At 73.5% G+C, this 23,475-nt stretch carries 18 protein-coding genes; 4 read left to right on the forward strand and 14 right to left on the reverse strand.

The genetic code is table 11. The features are described from left to right. Positions 1–26 precede the first annotated feature (26 nt). The 8 genes from G7072_RS13245 to G7072_RS13280 all read right to left on the reverse strand — a co-directional run bounded on the left by G7072_RS13245 (position 27) and on the right by G7072_RS13280 (position 9,726). Complete coding sequence (locus tag G7072_RS13245) at positions 27–1,274, reverse strand: long-chain fatty acid--CoA ligase (RefSeq protein WP_166087096.1); 1,248 nt, start codon at positions 1,272–1,274, stop codon at positions 27–29. A 73-nt stretch (positions 1,275–1,347) separates the two neighbouring features. After that, the gene (locus G7072_RS13250) at positions 1,348–1,986 is read right to left on the reverse strand and encodes a biotin transporter BioY (RefSeq protein WP_166087099.1); all 639 of its coding nucleotides are present in this window, start codon (positions 1,984–1,986) and stop codon (positions 1,348–1,350) included. An 88-nt stretch (positions 1,987–2,074) separates the two neighbouring features. Next, positions 2,075–2,839 (reverse strand): gamma-glutamyl-gamma-aminobutyrate hydrolase family protein, encoded by a 765-nt coding sequence (locus tag G7072_RS13255; RefSeq protein ID WP_166087102.1) that lies wholly within the window; start codon positions 2,837–2,839, stop codon positions 2,075–2,077. A 10-nt stretch (positions 2,840–2,849) separates the two neighbouring features. Beyond that, entirely contained in the window at positions 2,850–3,650 is an 801-nt protein-coding gene (locus tag G7072_RS13260; protein ID WP_166087104.1) for a 3-oxoacyl-ACP reductase, read from the reverse strand. Positions 3,651–3,706: 56 nt separating this feature from the next. Further along, entirely contained in the window at positions 3,707–5,074 is a 1,368-nt protein-coding gene (locus G7072_RS13265) for an aldehyde dehydrogenase family protein (protein ID WP_206063109.1), read from the reverse strand. A 130-nt stretch (positions 5,075–5,204) separates the two neighbouring features. Continuing rightward, positions 5,205–6,572 carry a glutamine synthetase family protein gene (locus G7072_RS13270; protein WP_166087106.1) on the reverse strand — a complete coding sequence of 456 codons (1,368 nt, stop codon included), beginning with the start codon at positions 6,570–6,572 and terminating at the stop codon, positions 5,205–5,207. A gap of 265 nt (positions 6,573–6,837) precedes the next feature. Beyond that, a complete protein-coding gene (locus G7072_RS13275; protein WP_166087108.1) occupies positions 6,838–7,770 on the reverse strand; it encodes an oxidoreductase in 933 nt (310 codons plus the stop codon). A gap of 66 nt (positions 7,771–7,836) precedes the next feature. Continuing rightward, the gene (locus G7072_RS13280) at positions 7,837–9,726 is read right to left on the reverse strand and encodes an alpha-amylase family protein (protein ID WP_166087110.1); all 1,890 of its coding nucleotides are present in this window, start codon (positions 9,724–9,726) and stop codon (positions 7,837–7,839) included. 93 nt (positions 9,727–9,819) lie between these two features. Here G7072_RS13280 and G7072_RS13285 point away from each other — a divergent pair, with 93 nt between their 5' ends. Next, positions 9,820–10,716, forward strand: coding sequence for a DICT sensory domain-containing protein (locus G7072_RS13285; protein WP_166087112.1), 897 nt, complete (start codon positions 9,820–9,822; stop codon positions 10,714–10,716). 203 nt (positions 10,717–10,919) lie between these two features. After that, a complete protein-coding gene (locus G7072_RS13290; RefSeq protein ID WP_166087114.1) occupies positions 10,920–11,720 on the forward strand; it encodes an META domain-containing protein in 801 nt (266 codons plus the stop codon). 13 nt (positions 11,721–11,733) lie between these two features. On the opposite strand, the gene G7072_RS13295 is transcribed toward G7072_RS13290, so the two are convergent. From G7072_RS13295 to speB, 3 genes are read right to left on the reverse strand one after another with little or no spacing between them, the layout of a single operon-like run. Then, on the reverse strand, positions 11,734–12,129 hold the full coding sequence (locus tag G7072_RS13295) for a hypothetical protein (protein ID WP_166087116.1): 396 nt from the start codon (positions 12,127–12,129) through the stop codon (positions 11,734–11,736). Then, a complete protein-coding gene (locus G7072_RS13300) occupies positions 12,126–13,484 on the reverse strand; it encodes a pyridoxal-dependent decarboxylase (RefSeq protein WP_166087118.1) in 1,359 nt (452 codons plus the stop codon). Before G7072_RS13300 ends, G7072_RS13295 begins: the two co-directional genes overlap by 4 nt. After that, positions 13,484–14,521, reverse strand: a complete 1,038-nt coding sequence (speB, locus tag G7072_RS13305) for an agmatinase (RefSeq protein ID WP_166087120.1) — start codon at positions 14,519–14,521, stop codon at positions 13,484–13,486. The genes G7072_RS13300 and speB overlap by 1 nt, the downstream gene beginning before the upstream one ends. 98 nt (positions 14,522–14,619) lie before the next feature. Here speB and G7072_RS13310 point away from each other — a divergent pair, with 98 nt between their 5' ends. Further along, positions 14,620–16,134: an MFS transporter gene (locus G7072_RS13310; protein ID WP_240916947.1), complete on the forward strand. Its 1,515-nt coding sequence runs from the start codon at positions 14,620–14,622 to the stop codon at positions 16,132–16,134. A 203-nt stretch (positions 16,135–16,337) separates the two neighbouring features. Here G7072_RS13310 and G7072_RS13315 read toward each other — a convergent pair whose 3' ends face one another. After that, entirely contained in the window at positions 16,338–18,437 is a 2,100-nt protein-coding gene (locus tag G7072_RS13315) for a prolyl oligopeptidase family serine peptidase (RefSeq protein ID WP_166087122.1), read from the reverse strand. A gap of 74 nt (positions 18,438–18,511) precedes the next feature. Here G7072_RS13315 and G7072_RS13320 point away from each other — a divergent pair, with 74 nt between their 5' ends. Then, positions 18,512–20,164, forward strand: coding sequence for an amidohydrolase (locus tag G7072_RS13320; protein ID WP_166087123.1), 1,653 nt, complete (start codon positions 18,512–18,514; stop codon positions 20,162–20,164). Here G7072_RS13320 and G7072_RS13325 read toward each other — a convergent pair. Both G7072_RS13325 and G7072_RS13330 read right to left on the reverse strand, forming a co-directional pair. Beyond that, entirely contained in the window at positions 20,142–22,049 is a 1,908-nt protein-coding gene (locus tag G7072_RS13325) for an amino acid permease (RefSeq protein WP_166087125.1), read from the reverse strand. The two genes, G7072_RS13320 and G7072_RS13325, sit on opposite strands and share 23 nt — an antisense overlap. A 203-nt stretch (positions 22,050–22,252) precedes the next feature. Next, complete coding sequence (locus G7072_RS13330) at positions 22,253–23,440, reverse strand: aminotransferase class V-fold PLP-dependent enzyme (protein WP_166087127.1); 1,188 nt, start codon at positions 23,438–23,440, stop codon at positions 22,253–22,255. Positions 23,441–23,475 lie beyond the last annotated feature (35 nt).

Genomic DNA, 23,475 nt, shown 5'->3' on the forward strand with positions numbered 1-23,475 from the left:
CGCCTCCGGCTCCGTGCCGCGGCGGGTCATCGCGCCCGCTCCGGGACCAGCCGGCGCAGCGGTCGATTCCCGCCGTCCGGGGCACTGGGGTCCGGGGCGCTGGTGTCCGGGGCGCTGGCGTGCAGGGCGGCTGCCTCACGGCGAAGCGCCGCGCGGTCGGTCTTGCCCGACGCGGCGACCGGCAGCCCGTCGCGCAGGAACCACAGGCGGGGCCGTTGCGCCGCGGTCAACCCCCGGGCCGCCGCCTGCGCCGGCTCGAGGTCGGACGGGTTGGTCAGCACCGCCGCCAGGACCTGGCCGAGGGAGGTGTGCGGGAGGCCGAGCACGGCGAAGGCACCGGTGACGACGGGCCGCAGCGCGGCCTCGACGTCGGCGACCAGCACGGTTGCGGCAGCCGTCGTCACGGCGTCGTCGCCCCGGCCGGTCACCACCAGCACCCGGCCGCCGCCGTCAGCGGCTCGCTCGGTCTCCCACCGACCCCGGTCGCCCACCGTCGCGAAGCCGTCGGGGGCGGTACGCAACGCGCCACCGGTGTCGGTGTGGGTGTCGGTGTCCATGTCGGCTTCGGTGCCGCCTGCGGCGTCGGTCCGCATTGTGCCGCCTGCGGCGTGGGTTCGCAGCGTTCCGCCGGCGTCGTCGGTCTGCGGCGTGCCACCGGCGTAGCCGTCGGAGAGGTACGGCGAGCGGGCCCAGACCTCGCCGTCCCGCACGTCCACCTCCACCCCGGGGAACGGCCGGAGCCCGGCGTCGCCGACGGCCCAGGCCACGAAGGACAGCTCGGCGGCGCCGTAGTAGCGGGAGACCCGGAGGCCGGCCGCCTCGGCGCGCTCGCGCAACGCGCCCGGCAGCGCTTCCCCGGCGACCGTGACGTGGACCGGGTGCGAGGCGCGCGCCGCCGCGAGGCCGTCGAGGGACCGCTCCAGCTGGCCGGGCGTCAGGTGCGCGTGGGTCGCGTCCTCGGGGCGCGCGACGCACGCGGCGCCGGTGTGCCGCGCGAGCACCTCCGCGAAGAGCGACAGCGTGCTGCCGTGCCCGACCCGGCCGGGACCGTCGGGTGCCCGCCCCGGGAGCCACATCCGCGACGAGGCGTCGAGGCCGGTCAGCCGGGCCACGACCGGGAAGGAGTCGAACCAGGACGCCGTGGTGCGCACGATCCGGCGCGGGCGGCCAGCCGTCCCCGAGGTCGTCAGCACGATCCGCCGGCCGGCGCGGTGGGCCGCCAGCACGGCGCCCGCCGGGTCCGCGGCCGCCGCGACGTCGACGGCACCGGCCACGCCGACCACTGGGCCCACCGCTGGGCCGACCGTCGGGCCCCCCGCTGGGCCCACCGCGTCGTCCACGACGTCGTCAGACAGAGGAGGTCTGCTTGCGCCGAGGGGCCCGGTCGAGCAGTCCCGGGTAGCCGGCGTGCACCGCGCGCACGACGAGCGCCGCGACCACGACCTTCACCAGGTCGCCGGGGACGTAGATCCAGAGCAGGGTGGTCGCCTCGTCGATCGGGATGCGCAGGTTGACCGCCATGCCGAGGACGCCGAAGACGTAGAGCACCACGACGCCGCCGACGAGGTTCGCCACGAGCGCGGCCGCGAGCCGTCCGGTCGCCGACGCCACGCCGTGCAGGCGCTCGGACAGCACCCCGACGACGTACGCCGCGACGGGGAAGCCGACCAGGAAGCCGACCGAGGGGCCGGCGAAGACGCCGAGGCCGCCGCGACCGCCGGCGAGCACCGGCAGCCCGATGGCGACCAGGGCCAGGAACACGAGCATGGACAGGGCGCCGCGGCGGCCGCCGAGGACACCGCCGGCCAGCATGACGCCCATCGACTGCGCGGTGATCGGCACGGAGAAGCCCGGGGCCGTCCACGCCGGGACCAGTCCCAGCGCGGCCATCACGCCGGCGAAGACCGCCACCAGGGCGAGGTCGCGGGCCGTGAACACGCGTCCCCTCGCGGATCCGCCGTGCTGCCGTCCGGTCGTGCCGGTCATGCGTCCACCTCTCGTCGGCCCCGTGCGCGCCGGACCCCGCGGTCCGGTCGCCGTACGTCGTGCCCGCCGCGCGGCGTGCCTGCGCAGTCTAAGCGGGGTGGCCGGGACCGCCCGGGCCCTGTCCGGAACCGCGACCGGCCCGCGCCGCCGCGACGACCCCGCGGAACAGCCCGGCGTCCTCCACCATCTCCGGGTGCCACTGGACGGCGACCTCGAAGCGGTCGCCGGGCCGCTCCATCGCCTCGAGCGTCTCGTCGGCCGCCCACGCCACCGGGTCGAACCCGGGGTGCTCGAGCACGCCCTGGTGGTGGTGGCAGCGCACGGTCAGCCGGTCGCCCACGAGGTCGTGGACGCGGGTGCCCTCACGCACCGCGACCGCCACCTCGCCGAAGACGTCGCCGCCCGGGCTGTGGTTCTCGTGGCCCACCCGGTCGGGCACGTGCTGCTCGAGCCGGCCACCGGCGGCGACCGCCATCACCTGCATGCCGCGGCAGATGCCGAGCACCGGCAGGGCCCGGGCAGCGGCCGCCTCGAGCAGGGCCAGCTCCCAGGCGTCACGGTCGTCGCGCCACGCCTGCGTCCGCTCGTGCGGCGCGTCGGCGTACCGGTGCGGCGACACGTCGGCGCCCCCGGTGACCACGAGCCCGTCGAGGGCCGCGACCACGGCCTCGGGCGCACCGCCGTCGGGGTGCTGCGGCGGCAGCAGCACCACCGCCGCCCCTGCCACCTCCAGCGCCCGGGCGTAGACGGCCGGCAGGACGTCGGCGGTGGTGTCCCAGATGCCCCAGGTCGCCGTCTCGCGGTACGTCGTCAGCCCGATGAGCGGCCGACGTTCCCCCTCGCTCGCACCCACCACGACCCGCTCAGAGCGGCGTGACGTAGGCGCCCGAGATGCCGCCGTCGACCAGGAAGGTGTTGGCGGTCATGAACGAGGACTCGTCCGAGGCGAGGAACAGCACCGCGTTCGCCATCTCGACGGGCTCGGCGAACCGTCCCATCGGCACGTGGACGAGCCGGCGCGCGGCCCGCTCGGCGTCACGGGCGAAGAGCTCCTGCAGCAGCGGGGTGTTCACCGGTCCCGGGCAGAGCGCGTTGACGCGCACGCCGTCGCGGGCGAACTGCACGCCGAGCTCGCGCGACATCGACAGCACGCCGCCCTTGCTGGCCGAGTAGGAGATCTGCGAGGTCGCAGCACCCATGACCGCCACGAAGGAGGCGGTGTTGATGATCGACCCGCGACCCTGCTCGATCATGATCGGCAGCACCGCCTTGCAGCACAGGTAGACGCTGGTGAGGTTGACCTCCTGCACCTTGCGCCACGCCTCGAGGTCGGTGTCGAGGATCGAGTCGTCCTCCGGCGGCGCGATGCCCGCGTTGTTGAAGGCGACGTCGACGGAGCCGAAGCGCTCCTTCGTGGAGGTGAAGAGCCGGTCCACGTCCTCCTTGCTCGTCACGTCGGTGTGGAGGTAGTGGAAGCCGAGCTCGGCGGCCAGCTCCTCGCCCCGCACGTCGTCGAGGTCGCCGACCACCACGGTGGCGTCCTCCTCGAGGAAGCGCCGGACGGTCGCCAGGCCGATGCCCGACACCCCTCCGGTCACGACGGCGACCTTGCCGTCCAGTCGTCCTGCGCGCCCCCCGGTGCGCCCCTTCTCGGGCACGGTCATGAGCGGTGTCCTTCCCTGCTGGTGTGCTGGATGTGCTGGCTGGTGGGCCGGACGGCTCAGCTGCCGTCGGCGATGAAGACGTTCTTCTCCTCGGTGAACGCCAGCGGGGCGTCCGGTCCGAGCTCGCGGCCCAGCCCGGACTGCTTGAAGCCGCCGAACGGCGTCCAGTACCGGACCGCGGAGTGCGAGTTCACGCTGAGGTTGCCCGCGGCGACGCCGCGCGACACCCGCAGCGCGCGGCCGACGTCGGAGGTGAAGATCGAGCCGGAGAGACCGTACTCGGTGTCGTTGGCCAGCCGCACGGCCTCCTCCTCGGAGTCGAACGGCAGCACGGCCACGACCGGGCCGAAGACCTCCTCGCGCCACACCGCGTCGTCCGTGCCGCCGGGCAGGACGACGGTCGGCGGGACCCAGAACCCGGCGCTGTCGGGCGCGGAGCCGGTGAAGGCGACCTCGACGTCGGTGAGGTAGCCGGCGACCCGCTCCTTCTGCGTCGCGGAGATCAGCGGCCCCATCTCGCTGTCCGGGTCGGCGCCGGGGTCGGTCACGCGCATGCCGGTGACGGCCTGCTCGAGGCGACCCAGGAACTCGTCGTACGCCGGACGCTCGACGAGGATCCGCGACCGCGCGCAGCAGTCCTGCCCGGCGTTGTCGAAGACGGCGTACGGCGCGCTCGCGGCGGCCGCGGCGATGTCGGCGTCGGCGAACACCACGTTGGAGGACTTGCCGCCGAGCTCGAGCGTCACCCGCTTCACCTGGTCGGCGGCGCCGGCCATGATCTTCTTGCCGACGGCGGTGGAGCCGGTGAAGCAGACCTTGCGCACCAGCGGGTGCGTGACGAAGCGGTTGCCGACGACGGAGCCGGCGCCCGGGATGATCGTCAGCACGCCCTCGGGCAGCCCGGCCTCACGGCCCAGCTCACCGAGGCGGATCGCGGTCAGCGGGGTGAGCTCGGCGGGCTTGAGGACGACGGTGTTGCCGGCGGCCAGCGCCGGGGCCAGGCCCCAGCCCGCGATGGGCATGGGGAAGTTCCACGGCACGATGATGCCGACGACGCCCAGCGGCTCGTGGAAGGTGACGTCGATGCCGCCGGAGACCGGGATCTGGCGGCCGTGCATCCGCTCCGGGGCGGCGGAGTAGTAGTTCAGGACGTCGCGCACGTTGCCGGCCTCCCAGCGCGCGTTGCCCCAGGTGTGGCCGGCGTTGCGGACCTCGAGCCCGGCCAGCTCGTCGAGGTGCTCGTCGACCAGCGCGGCGAAGCGGCGCAGCAGCCGCGCGCGCTCCCCCGGCGCGACGTCGCGCCAGGCCGGGAACGCCTCGTGCGCCCGCTCGATGAGGGCGTCGGTCTCGGCCTCCGAGGCCAGCTGGACCTCGGTCACCGGCTCGGCGGTCGCCGGGTTCAGGACGGTGTAGGACGTGCTCACGCCGGGGTCCTCCTCGGGGGCGGGGGAAGTGTGTCGGTTTCACTAGGTACCTAGTGAAACTGGCGCTTCCCGAACGAAACTTCACTCGGGAAGCGCCGGGATCACTAGGTACCTAGTGAAACTGGCAGGGTCACAGTCTCTCGAAACCGCGGCGAAGCTCCCAATCGGTGACGGTGGCGTCGTAGTCGGCCAGCTCGACGTCGGCCATGTTGGTGTAGTGGTCGACGACCTCGTCGCCCAGGGCCGCCCGCGCGACCTTCGAGGTCGTGAACGCCTCACGCGCCTCGTTCATGGTGTGGGGCACCTTGGGGGCGTCGGAGTCGTAGGCGCTGCCGGTGAGCGGCGGCTCCAGCGTCAGCTTCTTCTCGATGCCATGCAGGCCGCCGGCCAGCATCGCCGCGAGCGCGAGGTAGGGGTTCACGTCGCCGCCGGGCACTCGGTTCTCCATGCGGGCCGCCGGGCCCTCCCCGACCAGGCGTACGGCGCAGGTGCGGTTGTCGTTGCCCCAGGCGATGGCGGTGGGGGCGAAGGAGCCGTGGGCGAAGCGCTTGTAGGAGTTGATGTTCGGGGCGTAGAGCAGCGTGAAGTCCCGCATCGTCGCGAGCACGCCCGCGACGAACCGGTCGTAGAGCGGGGTGGTCTTCCCGGCCTTGTCGTCCCAGAAGACGATCTCGCCGTCCTTGCCACGCAGCGACAGGTGGATGTGGCACGAGCTGCCCTCGCGCTGGTTGAACTTCGCCATGAAGGTGATCGACTTGCCGTGCTTCACCGCGATCTGCTTGGCGACCTCCTTGTAGACCGCGTGGTTGTCGGCGGTCACCATCACGTCGTCGAAGAGGAAGCCGATCTCGTGCTGGCCGAAGTTGCACTCGCCCTTGGCCGCCTCGGTGTTCATGCCGGCGGCGTACATCGTGTTGCGGATCTCGCGCAGCAGCGGCTCCACGCGGTGCGTGCCGAGGATGGAGTAGTCGATGTTGTACTGGTTGGAGGGGACGAGGTCGCGGTAGCCCTTGGTGAAGGCCTCCTCGTAGGTGTCCTCCATGATGATGAACTCGAGCTCGGTGCCGGCGACGGCGACGTAGCCGAGGTCGGCGGCCCGCTTCATCTGCGCGGCGAGGATGGCGCGCGGGGACTGCGCCACCGGCGTGTGGTCGGGCCACGTCAGGTCGCACTGGATCATGGCGGCAGCCGGCTCGTTGGGCAGCAGCCGGATCGTCTCGAGGTCGAGCACGAACTCCATGTCGCCGTAGCCCTGCTCCCACGATGTGATGGCGTAGCCGTCGACGGTGTTCATGTCGACGTCGACGCCCAGCAGGTAGTTGCAGCCCTCGGTCTTGCCCTCGCCCAGCACGTGGTCGAGGAAGTAGCGCCCGTGCAGCCGCTTGCCCTGCAGGCGTCCCTGCATGTCGGTGAAGGCGACGACGACGGTGTCGATCTCGTCCTTCTCGATGGCTGCGCGGAGCGCGTCCTCGGTGAGGTGCCGGTCGTTGCGGGGCATGGAGACCTCCGAGGAGTCGAGCGCGGGTGGGGCGTCGTTCGTCACTCTTGCAGACCCCAGCGCCGTTTTGCGCCCTCTCGCCCCAGACAGGTAGCGTCCCCCGTCGTCGGGCCAGGGAGGCTTCTGCGGGCCCGCGACCGACGGCGACCCCCCAACGCCGTTCGAACCCTCCGGTTCCCCCCGACCGAGGCACCGTTCGTGTGCGCCCCGGAACGCCCCCTGGCCTGGCGCTGTGCCCCCGTGTCGGAGCCGTCGGCGGCCGGTCTCAGGCCCAGTCGAAGCGCACGCCCGTGCGCTCCTCGCTGACCTGCCACAGCTGCGCGGCGAGCTCCTCGTCGCGCGCCAGCGGCTGCAGCCGGGCGGGCCCGGGGTGCTTGCCGCGGCTCTCGCGGAGCCCCTGCGGCCCCGTGTACGGCGGCGGGTCGGCCACGGTGGCGGCGTACAGGACGGGCAGCGCGCCCGCCCGCGGCGACTGGAAGGCGAGCTTGAGGAAGAGCGGTGCCACGATCCGCACGCCCGGGATCGAGCCCAGACCCTGCTCGCTCGTGACCAGGTTGGTGGCCGAGACGCCCGGGTGGGCGGCGACCGAGGTCAGGGGCACGCCGGCGGCCCGCGCGCGGCGCTGCAGCTCGGCGGCGAAGAGCAGGTTGGCCAGCTTGGAGTTGCTGTAGGCGCGCGAGGCGTTGTAGCCCGCGCGGGGGTTGCCCGCGAGGACGTCGGGACGACCGCCGTGGTGGGCGATCGAGGACACCGTGACCACGCGCGCGGACGCGGCGGCGCGCAGCGCACCGAGCAGCCAGCCGGTGAGGGCGAAGTGCCCGAGGTGGTTGGTGCCGAACTGCAGCTCGAAGCCGTCGCTCGTCTCCTGGTAGCGCGGCGGGGTCATCACGCCGGCGTTGTTGACCAGCAGGTCCAGCGGCCCCTGCCAGTCGGCGGCGAGCTTCTCGACCGAGTCCAGGGACGCCAGGTCGAGCGCGGCAACGCGGACCTCGCCGGCGCCCTGCGCGCCCGCGAGCGCGGAGCGGACGCCGTCCGCGGCCGACTCACCCTTGGCCGCGTCGCGCACCGCGAGCGTCACCTCGGCGCCGTGGCGGGCCAGCTCCTGCGCGGTGTGCAGCCCGATGCCGCTGTTGGCGCCGGTGACGAGCGCGCGCCGTCCGGTCAGGTCTCCGAGGTCGTCGGTGGTCCAGCGGGACATGGGGCTCCTCAGGTCGTCGTGCGGTACGACGTCAGCGTGCCCCCGGCCCCGGGCGGGCACACCCGGTCAGCGCGTGAGCCACATCGCGGCGTACGGCGGCAGCTCGACCTCGCGCACGGAGCTCAGCCGGTGCGGGGCCCGGTGGGGGGCGAGCCGGTCGAGGACCCGGCCGTCCAGGCCGAGGTGGCGCAGCTTGGCGGTCGTGACGGAGCGTCCGGTGTCGGTGACGTTGTAGGCCCCGACCATCGGACCCAGCGGGTGGTCGCGCACGGTCAGCAGCACGCCCGGGTCCTCGGGCCACTCGACCCGGGTGGGCACCGAGGCGTGGAGGTGGGGCGTGCCGCGGCGCGCCTGCACGAGCGCCGTGATGCGCGGGAGCAACCCGTGGGGGTCCTCCGGGCGGCCGTCGCCGCCCCACGGCATCCGCGGCCGGTGGGCCCAGCGGTTGTCGTCGGCGTGCCCCTCCTCCGTCGCCCACCCAAGGTCGTTGAGGAGCCCGACCTCGTCGCCCATCCACAGCACCGGCAGGCCGCCGAAGCCGAGCACCAGCGCGTGCACGAGCAGGATCCGGTTGAGCGCCCACGGGTCGCCGCACTCGAGCCCGGCCAGGCTCGCCAGCGAGCCGGAGATGCGACGGTCGCCGGTCTCCTCGTTCTCGCCGAAGACCAGGCCGCGCGCCCAGGAGCCCGGGAACTCACCGGAGTAGAAGTCGGAGAGGAACGAGCGGTGGGCGAAGCCGCTGACGCCCATCGCCGCGGCGTCGCCGTCGTCGATCGCCCACCCGATGTCGTCGTGGCAGCGGGCGTAGGTGATCCAGGCCGTGGTGGGGGGCGTGGGCGGCAGCTGCTGCAGGGCGTACGTCGCGAGCCGCACGTCGCGGCTGGCCAGCATCGACCAGACCTGCACCATGAGGCCGTTGTGGTAGGCGAGGTCGCTGACCTTGCCGTGGTGCTCGCCGGCGCCGAGGTAGGCCGGCAGGTCGCGGGGTCCGACGATCGCCTCGGCCTTGAAGACCACCGCCGGGCAGGCGATCCGCACCACGGTGCGCAGCGCCTGGGTCAGGGCGTGGACCTCGGGCTGGTTCTGGCAGTTGGTCCCGAGCCGCTTCCAGAGGAACGCGATGGCGTCGAGGCGGAACACCTCGACCCCCAGGTTCGCCAGGTGCAGCACGATGTCGGCGTAGGCGCAGAAGACGTCGGGGTTCGACCAGTCGACGTCCCACTGGTAGGTGTTGAAGGTCGTCCACACCCAGGCTTCCACCTCGTCGTCCCAGGTGAAGCTGCCGGGGGCGATGTCGGGGAAGACCTCCGGCAGGGTCTGCTCGTAGGCGTCGGGCATCCGCCGGTCGTCGAAGAGGTGGAAGTAGGCGCGGTACTCCGCCTCGCCGGCCTTGGCCCGCCGGGCCCACTCGTGCTCGGTGGCGACGTGGTTGAGCACCAGGTCCAGGCACAGGCTCATCCCCCGCGCGCGCAGCCGGGTCGCCAGCGCGCGGAGGTCGTCGGTGGTGCCGAGGTCCTCGCGCACCGCGCGGTAGTCGGCGACCGCGTAGCCGCCGTCGTTCGGGGCGGGGCGCGGCTGCAGCAGGGGCATGAGGTGCAGGTAGGTGACGCCGAGCCCCTCCAGGTGGTCCAGGCGCTCCGCGACCCCGGCCAGGTCGCCGGCGAACCGGTCGGCGTAGGCGGCGTACCCGAGGGCGGCCGGGTCCTGGAACCAGTCCGGGGCCAGGCTGCGGCGCAGGTCGAGGTGGTGCAGCTCCGCGTCGCGGGCGGCGAACCCGGCCGCGGCCAGGTCGACCACCCGCCGGGCCACCGCCTCCGGGTCCGGGTAGACCGCGAGCCCGGCGAGCAGGTCGGGCCACCAGCGCTCGAGCCGGGCGGTGAAGAGCTCGACGAGGTGTGCCGGCAGACCCGTCAGGGCGTCGGGGACCGGAGGGACCGGGGGCACGTGCGCGGGCATGAGGAGCATCCTTCCAGCCCGTGCACCGACACGTCGCGAGACGATCGTGTTGAACAGGTTTCTCCACAAGGTGTGAAGGTTTATCCTCTTGTCATGACGACATCGTGGGCTAAATCGGGTCAGAGGGCCGGCCAGAACGGCCGAGAGGTCAATCCCGGCACCCTCACGATCGGCGAGCTCTCGCGCCGGACCGGCATCAGCGCCAGCAACCTGCGCATGTGGGAGAGCCGCTACGGCTTCCCGCTTGCGCTGCGGCTGCCCAGCGGGCACCGGCGCTATCCCGAGGAGGTCGTCGACTCGATCCTGCGCGTCAAGCAGCGTCGTGAGGTCGGCGTGCGGCTCGAGGCCGCGATCACCGAGGTCTCGCAGTTCGCCGCCTCCCCCGCGACGTCGGTGTGGGCCGAGCTGCGTGAGCGCCACCCCCACCTGCGACCGCACCGGCTGCGCAAGTCCACCCTCCTCGCGCTCTCCTGGGCACTCGAGGACGAGTGCTGCGCCCGGGCCAGCTCGCCGTGGCTGTTCGGCGCCTTCCAGCGGGAGAAGTACTACCGCCGTGCGGAGGGACGCTGGCGCGACCTGGCCCGGACCTCCCGCGGCACCTGGGCGCTGGCCGACTTCCCCGACAACGTCGCCCGCCCGGACGCCCCGTTCGAGGTGGCGCTGCCCGACGGCGCCCCGATGCACCGCGAGTGGACCCTGGCCTGCCTGGCCGAGGACTTCCCCGCCGTGCTCACCGCCTGGGAGATCCCCGGGCAGGTGGGCGTGGTCGACCGCGACCGCGTCTTCGAGTCGGTGTGGAGCCTGGAGCCGGAGCCCGTGCGCGACGCCTCGCGCACCCTGGCCCACATCGTCGCCGACGCCGGCTGCGACACCCGTGCGGTGCTCCACGACCTCGACCGGATGCGGGTCCCCGAGCCCCACCACCGCGACCTCCGCCGCGCCACGGACCTCTTCAACCGCGTCGTGGCGTACGTCGAGAAGGTGCGCTGAGCGTCCTCCCAGTTCCCCTGGATCCGGCTGCCGGTTTCACCAGGTACCTAGTGAAACCGGCGCTTCCCGAGCGAAGCATCACTCGGGAAGCGCCAGTTTCGTGCGGGAAGCACGCACCGTACGGCGGTCCAGCAGCCCGAGGTGACTCCCGGGAACCCGTCCAGGGTGGACTGCGTCCCACCGACATGACGATGATGCGACTCGTGACGCTTCCTGTGATCGCCGTCCTCACGCTGCTCGCCCTCGCCGTGGCCGGCTGCGGCGACACCACCGCGGGCTCCGACGGCGACGCCGCGGGACCGGGAGCCGGCGCGTCGGACAGCGGGCGGGCGACGGCCGCCCCCGCCGACGGGGTGTACGTCGCCACCGACGTGTCCGGACGCTCGCTCGTCGAGGGCACCCGGGTCCGGCTGACCTGGAAGGGCGACCAGCTCTCCGCGGACGCCGGCTGCAACCAGATGTCGGGCAGCGCCTCGGTGGCGGACGGTCGCCTGGTGGTCACCGGGCTGGGCATGACCGAGATGGGGTGCGAGCCCGGCCGCATGGAGCAGGACGAGTGGGTCGCCGACCTGCTGACGTCGCGGCCGCGGATCGCGACCGGCGCGGACGGCTTCACCCTCACCGGGCAGAGCGTCACGGCACGCTTCGCGACCGAGCCGCCTCCTGAGGACGTGTCGCTCGAGGGCACGACCTGGCTGCTGGAGTCCACCGTCGACGGCGACGTCGCCTCCAGCTCGGTCGGCGGCCCGGCCGCGTCCACGCCCCGGTTCCGCATCGCCGACGGCCGGGTGGTGGGCTTCGACGGCTGCGACGAGCTCTCCGGCCCCGTCGACGTCACCGCGGACTCGATCGCCGCGGGCGGCGACCTCGGCGGGACCGAGCGCCAGTGCCTCGTCGCCGGCGCCCCGCTGGCCGACCTGCTCGGCGGGTCGACGTACGTCGTCGAGGGTGACCGCCTCACGCTCACCCGCGGCGAGATCTCGCTCGTCCTGCGCGCCGAGTGACCGGTCGGCGGGCCTACTCCGGGTGGAAGCTGACGGAGACCTCCTCGTCGAAGAGCTGGAAGCCGCCTCCCTCGCTGCGCTCGACGGTGGGTCCGGTCCGCAGGAAGGCCTCCACCCAGACGTCGGGGTCGGAGTCCGGCGGGTTGCACGTCGAGGTCGACTCGACGGCCGCGAGCCGCAGCGTGGCGGCGTCGCCGACCTCGTCGACCTCGGCCTGCGCGACGATCCGCGTGCAGCCGGTCTCGACCTCGACCTCGTCGCCGCGCCACGCGAGCCGCAGCGGGGCGGTCAGCACCTGGGCGCTGACGTCCGACGGCTCGGCGGCGTAGCTCCCGTCGGCGATCACGCTCTCCCCACCGCAGCCGCCCAGCACGAGGGCCCCCACCGCCGCGAGCAGCGCGGCCCTCACCGGGTGCGCTCCAGGACCTCGCGGACGACGTCGAGCGTGGTGTCGGGGTGCAGGAAGGCGAAGCGTCCCACGGTCTCGCCGTCCCACTTGCTCGGCGGGATGAAGGCCACCTCGTCGTCGTGGAGCTTCCGCGCCCACGCGTCGTAGTCGTCGTGCTCCCACCCGAGCCGACGGAACAGCACGATCCCGAGGTCGGGCTCGCGCACCAGCTCGAGGTGGTCCTCGGCCCGCACCAGGTCGGCGGCCGCCTTCGCCAGGTCGACGCTGACCTCGATCGCCTCGCGGTAGGCACCGAGCCCGTTGACCGCGAGCGAGAACCACAGCGGCAGGCCGCGGGCCCGCCGCGTCAGGTGGTAGGCGTAGTCGGTGGGGTTCCACTCGCCGCCCTGGTCGCGGATGACGTCGAGGTAGGACGCGTCCTGGGTGTGGGTACGACGTGCCAGCTCGGGCCGCTTGTAGACCAGGGCGCAGCAGTCGAAGGGGGTGAACATCCACTTGTGGGGGTCGACGATGAACGAGTCGGCCCGCTCGATGCCGGCGTACTTCGGCTTCAGCGACGGCACCAGCACGCCCGCGCCGCCGTAGGCGCCGTCGACGTGGAACCACCAGCCGCGCTCCTCGGCCAGCGCTCCGACCCCGTCGAGGTCGTCGATGATGCCGGCGTTCGTGGTGCCCGACGTGCACACCACCGCGACCACGTCGTCGAGGACGGCCGCGTCGGTGCGCGCGATCATCCGCTCCACCGCGGACCGGGTCAGGCGGTGGTCGTCGGTCTCCACGACCAGAGCGTCCATCTCCAGCAGCATCAGGGTGTTGATGATCGAGGAGTGCGCGTCGAGGCTGACCACGACCTGCGGGCGTCCGGTCAGGGTCCGCTCCCGCTTCGCGGTCTCCCGCGCCACGGCCAGCGCCGACAGGTTGCCGGCCGAGCCGCCGGAGACGAAGCAGCCGCCGGCGGTGGGGGGCATGCCCATCTCGGCCGCCAGCAGGGTGAGCACGGAGTTCTCCGCGGCGATCGCCCCCGACGCCTCGAGCCACGAGATGCCCTGGATGGAGGCGCAGGACACGAGCATGTCGAACAGCAGGCTGGCCTTCGTCGGCGCCGCCGGGATGAAGCCGAGGAAGCGCGGGCTGTCGGCGGAGATGACGCTCGGGGCGATCACCGACGCGTAGACGCCGAGCACCTCGTCGGGCTGCCGCGGCTCCTCGCGGATCACGCCGCGCAACCGGTCGTGCAGCCGGGCGGGGTCGAGGGTCGCCTTGTCGAGCGGCACGGGGTCCATCCGCAGCCTGTTCTCCGCGTAGGCCAGCACGCTGCGCACCATCTGCTCGGTGGTCTGGTCGACGGAGTGCATCAGCGCTCGCCCTCCCCGGGCGTGCCACGCCCCTCGAGCAGCGGCTGGAGCGGGTTCCACGTCGTGCCGTCCCGGGCGTCCTGGCGGCGGCGCGCGATCGCGCTCAGCGACTCCAGCACCACCCGGTTGGCCAGGGCGGCGGTGATGCCGGCGTGGTCGTAGGGCGGGCTGACCTCGACGACGTCGACGCCGACCACGGGCAGCTCCAGGCAGATGCGGCGTACGGCGTCGAGCAGCTCGCGCGCGGTGAGCCCACCCGGCTCGGGGGTGCCCGTGCCGGGGGCGTGCCCGGGGTCGCAGACATCGACGTCGACGGAGAGGAAGACGCCCTCGCACTCGTCCGTGGCGATCGCGAACGCCTCGGTCAGGCACTCCGCGAAGCCGCGGTGGACGATCTCGGTCATCTCGTAGGACCGCATCGTCTTGCCGGCCATCCAGTCGAGCGTGTCCGGCTCGGGCCAGTAGCCGCGCAGGCCCATCTGCAGGAACCGGTCGCCGCGCAGCGCGCCCGACTCGATGAGCCGGCGCATCGGCTGGCCGTGGCCCCACAGCGACCCGAACTCGATGTCGCCGGTGTCGGCGTGCGCGTCGAAGTGGATCATCGAGACCCGGCCGTGGCCGAGCACGTTGGCCACGCCCTTAGCGTCCGGGTAGGCGATGGAGTGGTCGCCGCCGAGCACCACCGGGATGGCGCCGGCGCGGGCGACCTTCTCGACGGCCGCCTCCAGGGCGGGCAGCGAGCGCTCGATGTCGCCGGAGTACATCTCCACGTCGCCGGCGTCGACGACGCGCAGGTCCTTGAGGCCGTCGGTGCGCAGCGCCAGGCTGGGCCGCGAGCCGTCGTGGGGCAGGTAGTCCTGCTCCCGGATCGCCTGCGGCCCGAAGCGCGCCCCGGGCCGGTGCGAGGTGCCGCCGTCGAAAGGGGCGCCGAGGATGACGACGTCCGCGTCGGCGTACGTCGCGGGCTCGTCGAGGTCGCACCGGTCGACGCCCAGGAAGGTGAAGTCGGGGCCGAACTGTTGGCCGTAGCGGGTCATGCTCCGGAGTCTGGCAGCATCGCCGCCACGCGTCGCCCCCTGGACGTCGCGACGCAGGTCGGCGGGAATATCCCGGCCTCCCCCGGCGTCCCTCCCCTGTGTCCGTCGCCCCGCCCACCGCCGCCCCCGTGGCGTACGGCGCACCGGCGGGCCGCTGGATCCTGCTGGCCACCGTGCTCGGCTCGAGCATGGCGATGCTCGACGGCACCATCGTCAACGTCGCACTGCCGGCGATCGGCGAGGACCTCGACGCCGGGATCGGCGGCCTGCAGTGGACCGTCAACGGCTACACGCTGACGCTCGCCGCCTTCATCCTCCTCGGCGGCGCGGCCGGCGACCGGTTCGGCCGCCGCCGGGTCTTCCTGGTCGGGGTGGTCGGCTTCGCGCTGGCCTCGCTGCTCTGCGGGCTCGCCCCGAACGTCGAGACGCTCGTCGCCGCGCGGGCGCTGCAGGGCGTGGCGGGTGCGCTGCTGACCCCCGGCAGCCTGGCGATCCTCCAGGCGTCGTTCTCGGGCCCCGACCGTGGCCGCGCGATCGGGGCGTGGTCGGGCCTCGGCGGCATCGCGGCCGCCGTCGGTCCGTTCCTCGGCGGCTGGCTCGTCGACGTCGCCTCGTGGCGCTGGGTGTTCCTGCTCAACGTGCCGGTCGCGCTCGCGGTGGTGGCGGTCGCCGTACGCCACGTGCCGGAGAGCCGCGACCCCGACAGCGTCCCGGGCACCGACGTCCGTGGTGCTGCGCTCGGCGTGCTGTTCCTCAGCGGGCTGACCTTCGCCCTCGTCTCCTGGGGCGAGCGGGGGCTGACCGCTGCCCCGACGTGGGGTGCGCTGGTCCTCGCGGTGACCGCCGGGGCCGCGTTCGTGCGCGTCGAGCGCCGCGCCGCCCACCCGATGCTGCCGCCGGACATCTTCGTCTCCCCGCTCTTCCGGGTCACCAACGTCGTGACGTTCGTGGTCTACGCCGCCCTCGGCGGCATCTTCTTCCTGCTGGTGCTGACGTTGCAGACCGCTGTCGGCTTCGGGCCCGTGCTGGCCGGGGCCTCCCTGCTGCCGATCACCGTGATCATGCTGGCGCTCTCCGCGCGGGCCGGCGAGCTGGCCGAGCGCATCGGCCCCCGGCTGCCGATGACGGTCGGTCCCGCCCTGTCCGCCGCGGGCACGCTGCTCCTGCTCCGGGTCGACCAGGACGCGTCGTACGTCGCGGACGTCCTGCCAGGCGTCACGCTCTTCGGGCTCGGGCTGGCCGCCACCGTCGCGCCGCTGACGACGACCGTCCTCGCCGCGGCGCCGGACCGGCACGCCGGCCTGGCCAGCGGCGTCAACAACGCCGTCGCCCGCACGGCCGGGCTGCTGGCGGTCGCGGCGCTCCCGGTCGTGGTCGGGCTCAACGCCGCGTACGGCGACCCGGCCGCCGAGATCGCCGCCTTCCACCGGGCCGCCCTGGTCTGCGCCGGCCTCCTGGCCCTCGGCAGCGTGGTCGCCGCGACCCGGGTACGCCGGTCCGCGGCCTCCGCCGGCCCCGACGAGCCGCTCCCCGAGCCCTCCCCGTGCCGTCGTCACTGCGCCGTCGAGGCCCCGCCCTGGCAGCCCGCCGACGAGCCCGTCCCCACCCCCTGACGCCCGCCCCGCGTCGTCAACGACCCAGCACCCCAACCCCACGTCGTGAACGACGCCAGGCACCCGTCACGCGTCGTCAACGACACCAGGCCTCCCCCGACGCCCCTCCGACCGGCCCCACGTCGTTGACGACACCTGGCCCGAATCGACCCGCTGAGCCGACCCCGCTGGCCTCGATCACACGGACCGCGAGGGGCCCTCGCTCAGGGCAGGTTCTCGACCTCGACGACCGGGACGTCCCCTGCCGGGGTGAACCCGAAGACCTGGCCGTAGAACGACAGCTCGCTCTCGAGCGCCCGCGCCTGGTTGGCGGGGTCGCGGAAGCCGTGGCCCTCACCGTCGAACATCACCAGCGCCACGGGCAGCCCCTTGACCCTCACCGCCTCGAACATCAGCTCGGCCTGGTCGGGCGGCACCACCTTGTCCTCGGTGCCCTGCAGCAGGATCAGCGGCGTCGCGAGCCGGTCGACGTGGTGGATCGGCGAGCGAGCCGTGTAGACGTCCTCCCCCGACGGCCACGGCGCCACGAGCCCGTCGAGGTAGCGCGACTCGAGCTTGTGGGTGTCGCGGGCCAGCGCGGCGAGGTCGCTGATGCCGAAATGGCTGGCCCCGGCGGCGAACGCGTCGGTGAAGGTCAGGGCCGCGAGCGTGGTGTAGCCGCCCGCGCTGCCTCCGGTGATCGCCACCTTCGCCGGGTCGACGCGCCCCTGGTCGGCGAGGTGCCGGGCCCCGCTCGCGACGTCGGCCACCTCGGCCACGCCCCACTGGCCGTCGAGCCGCTCGCGGTAGGCCCGGCCGTAGCCGGTCGAGCCCGCGTAGTTCACGTCGAGCACCGCGAAGCCGCGGGAGGTCCAGAACGTCCGGGCCCGGGTGTACGCCGCTGGCGCCGCGGCCGTCGGGCCGCCGTGCAGCGTGACGATCAGCGGGGGGAGCTCCCCGTCGGGGGCGGCCGCGTCGGGGTTGGTCGGCGGGTAGAGGAAGCCGTGGGCGGTCGCCCCGTCCCCGCCCAGCTCGGTGAGGCTGGTCCAGCTGACGGCCTCGGGCGTGCTGACCCAGGCCGGGTCCGGCGCCTCGGGCTGCCCCGACACCGACCGGGTGGTGCCGTCGCGCAGGTCGATCGTGACCACGTCGGACGGCCGGTCGGTGAACGTCGCCCGACAGGTGGCGTGGTGCTCGCCGACGGCGCGCAGGTCGAACACGCCGGTGACGTCGGTGGGGACCTCGGTGACCTCGCCGGTCGCGGGGTCGAGCAGGCACACCGAGCAGAAGCCGTCCGTGAAGCGGGTCGTCACGATCCGGCCGTCCGGCAGCAGGTCGTACGACGACTGGTCGGGCGTCCACCGGGGCTGGCCGAAGTCGCGCTCCTCGGGGGCGAGGACCACCGGCTCGCTCGACGCGGCCGGCGCCGTGCCCGCGGCGTCGAGAGGCGCGAGCTGCACGGCGGAGAAGTTGCTCCAGCCAGAGCGGTCGGACAGGAACACCACCCGGTCGTCGGAGAGCCAGCGCGGCTGCTCGACGGACTCGCTCACCCCGCCGGCCACCACCCGGGCGTCGTGCAGGTCCCCGGCTTCGTCGACCGAGGCGACCCACAGCCACGTGCCGATCCACGCCATGTTCGGGTGGTCCCACTGCAGCCAGGCGATCCGCCGGCCGTCGGGCGACAGCGTCGGGTCGAGGACGAAGTCCGGACCCTCCTCGGCGCCCGCCTCCGGGCCCCGGTCGACCGGCCGCCGCTTGCCTGCCACCAGCACGACCCCGAGGTCCTCGTTGGGGCCGTCGAGGTCGATCCGAACCAACGACGTCACGGGCTCGACGGACGGGTCGCGCTGGTCCTCGCGCAGGCAGAAGGCGACACCGCGCGCGGCGTCGACCCGGAAGCACGACCACCGCACCTGTCCACCGGTGTCGGGCGTGACGGGCCGCGGCTGCCCGACCTCGACGCCCTGCTCCCCGGAGACCACGTCGACGCGGTGGACCCGCTGGTCGGAGAAGTCGACGTACAGCGCGAGGCCGCCGTCGGGCCCGCCCACGGCGACGGCTCCGCCGCCGTACTCGTGGAAGGCGGTGCGCACGTTGCAGCCCGCCGCGGACACGTCCACGGCCTCCCCCGCCTCGCCGCGCACCAGCGTGAGCCGACCGGCGTCGGTGGGGCGCGCCTCGAGCCACCACACCGAGCGGCCGCCGACGACCGGTGTCGTCCGCACGGTGCCCGCCGTCACCGTGTCGCGGGCTGAGAACGGTGAGGGCCAGGCGCCGTGCGTCGCGGTGGTCCGGTCGGTCGGGTCGGTCGCGTCGCTGCTCATCGCGTCACCCTAGATCGCGCGTCCGACAACGCTCCGGGTCACTGCGGTGCGGACCCGGGTGCCAGACTCGCGCCGTGATCGCCTTCGTCAACGGGTCCCTCTTCGACGGCCACCACCACCGCGGCCGACTGACCGGCGCCGTCCTCGTCGACGACGGCCGCATCGTCGCCGTCGACGCCCCCCGCGCCGACGTCCCGTCCGGGGCCGAGGTCGTCGACCTCGACGGCGGCCTGCTCGGCCCCGGCTTCGTCGACGCGCACGTCCACGCGGTGCAGGGCGGCCTCGAGCGCATCCGCTGCGACCTGTCGGAGGACCGCACGCGCGAGGACTACCTGCGCCGCATCTCCGCGTACGCCGCCTCCCACCCCGACCTGCCGTGGATCCTCGGGGGCGGCTGGTCGATGGCAGCGTTCGAGAACGGCGCCGCCCTCGCCGCCGACCTCGACGCCGTGGTGCCCGACCGCCCCGTCTACCTGCTCAACCGCGACCACCACGGCGCCTGGGTCAACAGCCTCGCGATGCGCACGGCCGGCATCACCGACACCTCCCCCGACCCGGCCCACGGCCACTTCGAGCGCGACGCCCAGGGCCGCCCCTCGGGCACGCTCCACGAGGGCGCGATGGACCTCGTCCAGGCGATCGTGCCGGCGACGACCGACGAGGAGTACTACCGCGGCCTGCTCGAGGGTCAGTCCTACCTGCACTCCCTTGGCGTCACCGGCTGGCAGGACGCGATCGTCGGCGCCTACGGCGGCATCGACGACCCCGGCCCGACGTACGCCGCCGCCGCGCGCAACGGCGACCTGACCGCCTTCGTCGTCGGCGCGCTCTGGTGGGACCGGGACGTCGACGAGTCCCAGATCGCCAGCCTGGAGGAGCGCCGCCGCGACTTCTCGCACGGCCGGTTCCGGGCGACCAGCGTCAAGATCATGCAGGACGGCATCCTGGAGAACGGCACGGCCGCGGTCAGCGCGCCGTACCTCGACCGGTGCGGGCACGCGACCACCAACACCGGGCACTCCTTCGTCGACCCGGCCGCGCTGCGGCGCTACCTCCCCCTGCTGGAGGAGGCCGGGTTCCAGGTCCACGTCCACGCCATCGGCGACCGTGGGGTGGCCGAGGCGCTCGACGCCTTCGCCACCGTGTCCCAGCAGGGCCCGAGCCCGTTGCGCCACCACCTCGCGCACCTGCAGCTCGTCGCGCCCGACGACGTCCGCCGCTTCGCCGAGCTCGGCGTGACCGCGAACATGCAGGCGCTGTGGGCCTGCTACGACGAGCAGATGACCGAGCTGACGCTGCCGTTCCTCGACCCCGCCGCCGTGCCGCGGCAGTACCCGTTCGCCGAGCTCCACCGCGCCGGCGCCCCGCTGGCGATGGGCAGCGACTGGCCCGTCAGCACGCCCGACCCGCTGCAGGCGATCCACGTCGCGGTCAACCGCTGGGCGTACGGCGAGCCGGGCCGGGCCGGCAGCGAGCCGCTCCTGCCCGAGCAGGCGCTCGACCTGGAGACCGCGTTCGCCGCCTACACGAGCGGCTCGGCGTGGGTGAACCACCGCGAGGACGAGGTCGGCGCGGTCCGCCCGGGCCTGGCCGCCGACCTCGTCGTGCTCGACCGCGACCCGTTCACCGCCGACGTCGCCGAGATCGGCGCCGCCCGCGTGGTCGCGACCTACGTGGAGGGCCGCCCCGTCCTGGGGCCTCGGCCTAGGTGCGCGCCGGCTCGCTGACCACCACGTGGTGCACGGGTACGTCGTACCGCTCCCGGGCACTGCTGACGACGTCGTGGCGCAGCCAGGTCGAGACGTCCTCGGGGTGGGTCGAGATCACGATGTGGTCCGGCTGGAACGACCGCACCGCGGCGTCGAGCGCGACCAGCGGCCGGTAGTCCCCGAGCTCGCCGTCGACGGTGAGGCCCTGCTCGCGCAGCACCCGCTTGGTCTGCTCGAGCCGGTCGCTCGCCGCGGTCGCGGTGGCCTCCCAGACGTAGGCCGCGCCCTCCCGCTCGGCCTGCCCGGTGTCGACCGGGTTGGTCGGCACGACGACGTGGTAGCTGGCCTGGTCGCTGCCGGGCAGCTCGTGCAGGCTGCGGTGCAGCTCGTCGCCGGTCAGCGTGCGGTTGGCCAGCACGAGCACCCGGCGCGCGGGCTCGCCGTCCTTGGCCGCCCCGTGGCTGTCGTGGTCGTCACCCCGGTTCAGGCGCTCGAGCTCGTCGGCGCTGACCGACCCGCCGCGCCAGCGGGTCAGCAGGAACAGCCCGAGCACGACGCCCCACGACAGCAGGCTGAGCAGGATCTGCGAGCGGGTGTCGTCGCCGATCATCATCTGCACCAGCACGGCGACGATGCCGAGCCCGGCGGCGATGGTCAACCACGGGAACAGCCACATCTTGACCGTCAGGTCCTCGTCGCGGGTGCGGCGACGCAGCACGAACTGCGAGACCGCGATGAGCAGGTAGACGAAGAGGATCACCGCGCCCGAGGAGTTCAGCAGGAACGTGAAGACGGTGTCGGGTGAGACGTAGGCGGCGATGACCGACAGGAACCCGATGACGGTGGAGGCCAGGATCGCCAGCACCGGCACGCCGCGGGAGTTGGTCGTGATCAGCCGCATCGGGGCCTCGCGGCGCCCGGCGAGCACGAAGATCATGCGTGAGGCGGTGTAGAGCCCGGAGTTGAGGCAGCTCAGCACCGCGGTCAGCACGACCGCGTTCATGATGTGGTCGGCGTACGGGATGCCCATCTCGCCGAAGGCGGCCACGAACGGCGATCCGCCGTCCTCGTTGTCGTCCCACGGCACGATGCAGACCAGCAGGAAGACCGCGCCGACGTAGAACGTCAGCACGCGCACGATGACCGACTGGGTAGCGCGGGCGATCGCCTTCTCCGGGTCCTTGGACTCGGCGGCGGCCACGGTCGCGATCTCGGCGCCCACCATCGAGAAGACGACCACCACGATGCTGGAGAAGATCGCGCCGGCACCCGAGGGCAGGAAGCCGCCCTGCTCGGTGAGGTTGCTGAAGTCCATCCCCTGGCCGGGCCACAGGCCCAGCACGAAGGCGCCGCCGAGCACGAGGAAGGCGATGATGGCGGCGACCTTGATGCCGGCGAACCAGTACTCGAACTCGCCGTACGACGACACCGAGACCAGGTTGGTGGCCGTCATGAGGACCATGAGGCCCAACGACAGCAGCCAGAGCGGGGCGTCGATCCAGTACGTCAGGATCTCCGCGCCGGCGACGGCCTCGAAGCCGACGACGATCACCCAGAAGTACCAGTAGAGCCAGGCGACGCTGAAGCCCGCCCAGCCACCGAGCGCGCGGCGCGCGTAGTCGGCGAAGGACCCCGTCGAGGGGTTGGCCGTGGCCATCTCGCCCAGCATCCGCATCACCAGGATGATGAGCACCCCGGTGACGAGGTAGCTGAGGAACGCTCCCGGGCCGGTGTCGAGGATGACCGTGCTGGACCCGACGAAGAGGCCGGCGCCGATGACCCCGCCGATCGCGATCATCGTCAGGTGGCGCTGCTTGAGGCCCTTCTGCAGCTGGGCCCCGCCTCCTGGTCCGCCGCCCGAGCCGCCGCTCGTCGTACTCGTCGCTCCCGCTGCACCCGCCATGACGGACCTCCTGGGCCGGGGGCCAGGCCGCCCCCGTAGGCAGTCCGGTCCCGATCTCCCAGGCGTACCCCTCCCGCGCGCTGCTCTAAACCAGCCCGCGGTTTCACTGGGTACCTAGTGATTCCGGCGCTTCCCTGACGAAACTTCACTCGGGAAGCGCCGGTTTCACTAGGTACCCAGTGAAACCGGCAGGGGGTCCCGCCTCAGGCGAGGCGACGTACGGCGGCCACGAGGGTGTCGAGCTCGGTCTCGGTGTTGTAGTAGTGCACGGAGGCGCGGACCACCTCGGCGAGGCCTCGGGCACCCAGGTCGAGCCGGGCCGACGTGGCGCTGGTGACGGAGGTGTTGATGCCCTGGCCGCGCAACGTGCCGCCCACCTCGGTGGCGGCGCGGCCCTGGACGGTGAAGGTGACGATGCCGCCGAGCACCTCCCCCCGGTCGCGTACGACGACGCCGGGCACCTCTGCGAGCCGCTCGCGAAGAGCAGCGGCGAGGGCGCGCACCCGGTCCCACGTCCGCTCCGGGCCGAGGTCGGTGAGGTAGCGGGACGCCACGCCGAGGCCGAGCACGCCGGCGGTGCTGCGCTCCCAGGTCTCGAAGCGGCGGGCGTCCTCGCGCAGCTCGTAGGCGTCGTCGGCGACCCAGGTGGCGGCGTGGAGGTCGAGGAACGGCGGGCTCAGCCGCTCCATCGCCCGGTCGCTGAGGTGGAGCAGCCCGGTGCCGCGCGGGGCGCGGAGGTACTTCCGCCCGGTCGCGGCGAGCACGTCGCAGCCGATCCTCGTCACGTCGACCGGGAGCTGGCCGACCGACTGGCAGGCGTCGAGGACGTAGAACACGTCGTGCTCGCGGCACTGCGCCCCGACCGCCTCCGCCGGGTTCACCACCCCGTTGCTGGTCGGGACGTGCACCAGCGAGACCATCGCCGCGCCCCGGCGCAGCTCGCGCTCGAGCGCGTCGAGGGAGACCTGGCCGTGGTCGTCGTCCTCGACCAGGACGACCTCGACGCCGAGCCGGTCGCGCAGGTGCAGCAGGGAGATGGCGTTGCTGGCGTACTCCTGGCGCGAGACCAGCACCCGGTCCCCCGGCTCGAACGGGTAGCCGTAGACGGCGAGGTCCCACGAGCGGGTGGCGCTGTCGGTCAGCGCGACCTGACGGGTCTCGGCCCCCAGCAGGGCCGCCACCGCGGCGTACACGGCCTCGATCTCGTCGGCGACCTCCCACTGCGCCTCGTAGCCGCCGATCTCCGCCTCGCGCCGCAGGTGGCCCACCACGGTGTCGAGCACCTGGCGGGTGGGCAGCGCGCTCCCGGCGTTGTTGAGGTGCACCACCGTCTCGGTGCCGGGGGTGTCGGCACGGAGCCGGTCGAGGTCGGGGAGCAGGTCGTCAGGCATGGGCTCATGCCACCACACGGCACCCAGCCGGCACC

Source organism: Nocardioides sp. HDW12B (assembly GCF_011299595.1).
In the GTDB taxonomy this organism is placed as follows: Bacteria; Actinomycetota; Actinomycetes; order Propionibacteriales; family Nocardioidaceae; genus Marmoricola_A.

Bases quoted from the DNA above. Each gene is read 5' to 3' on its own strand.
- G7072_RS13275 (WP_166087108.1), bottom strand. From the start codon at position 7,770: ATGTCCCGCTGGACCACCGACGACCTCGGAGACCTGACCGGACGGCGC.
- speB (WP_166087120.1), bottom strand. From the start codon at position 14,521: ATGACCCGCTACGGCCAACAGTTCGGCCCCGACTTCACCTTCCTGGGC.
- G7072_RS13330 (WP_166087127.1), bottom strand. From the start codon at position 23,440: ATGCCTGACGACCTGCTCCCCGACCTCGACCGGCTCCGTGCCGACACC.
- G7072_RS13300 (WP_166087118.1), bottom strand. From the start codon at position 13,484: ATGCACTCCGTCGACCAGACCACCGAGCAGATGGTGCGCAGCGTGCTG.
- G7072_RS13325 (WP_166087125.1), bottom strand. From the start codon at position 22,049: ATGGCGGGTGCAGCGGGAGCGACGAGTACGACGAGCGGCGGCTCGGGC.
- G7072_RS13315 (WP_166087122.1), bottom strand. From the start codon at position 18,437: ATGAGCAGCGACGCGACCGACCCGACCGACCGGACCACCGCGACGCAC.
- G7072_RS13250 (WP_166087099.1), bottom strand. From the start codon at position 1,986: ATGACCGGCACGACCGGACGGCAGCACGGCGGATCCGCGAGGGGACGC.
- G7072_RS13270 (WP_166087106.1), bottom strand. From the start codon at position 6,572: ATGCCCCGCAACGACCGGCACCTCACCGAGGACGCGCTCCGCGCAGCC.
- G7072_RS13260 (WP_166087104.1), bottom strand. From the start codon at position 3,650: ATGACCGTGCCCGAGAAGGGGCGCACCGGGGGGCGCGCAGGACGACTG.
- G7072_RS13285 (WP_166087112.1), top strand. From the start codon at position 9,820: ATGACGACATCGTGGGCTAAATCGGGTCAGAGGGCCGGCCAGAACGGC.
- G7072_RS13280 (WP_166087110.1), bottom strand. From the start codon at position 9,726: ATGCCCGCGCACGTGCCCCCGGTCCCTCCGGTCCCCGACGCCCTGACG.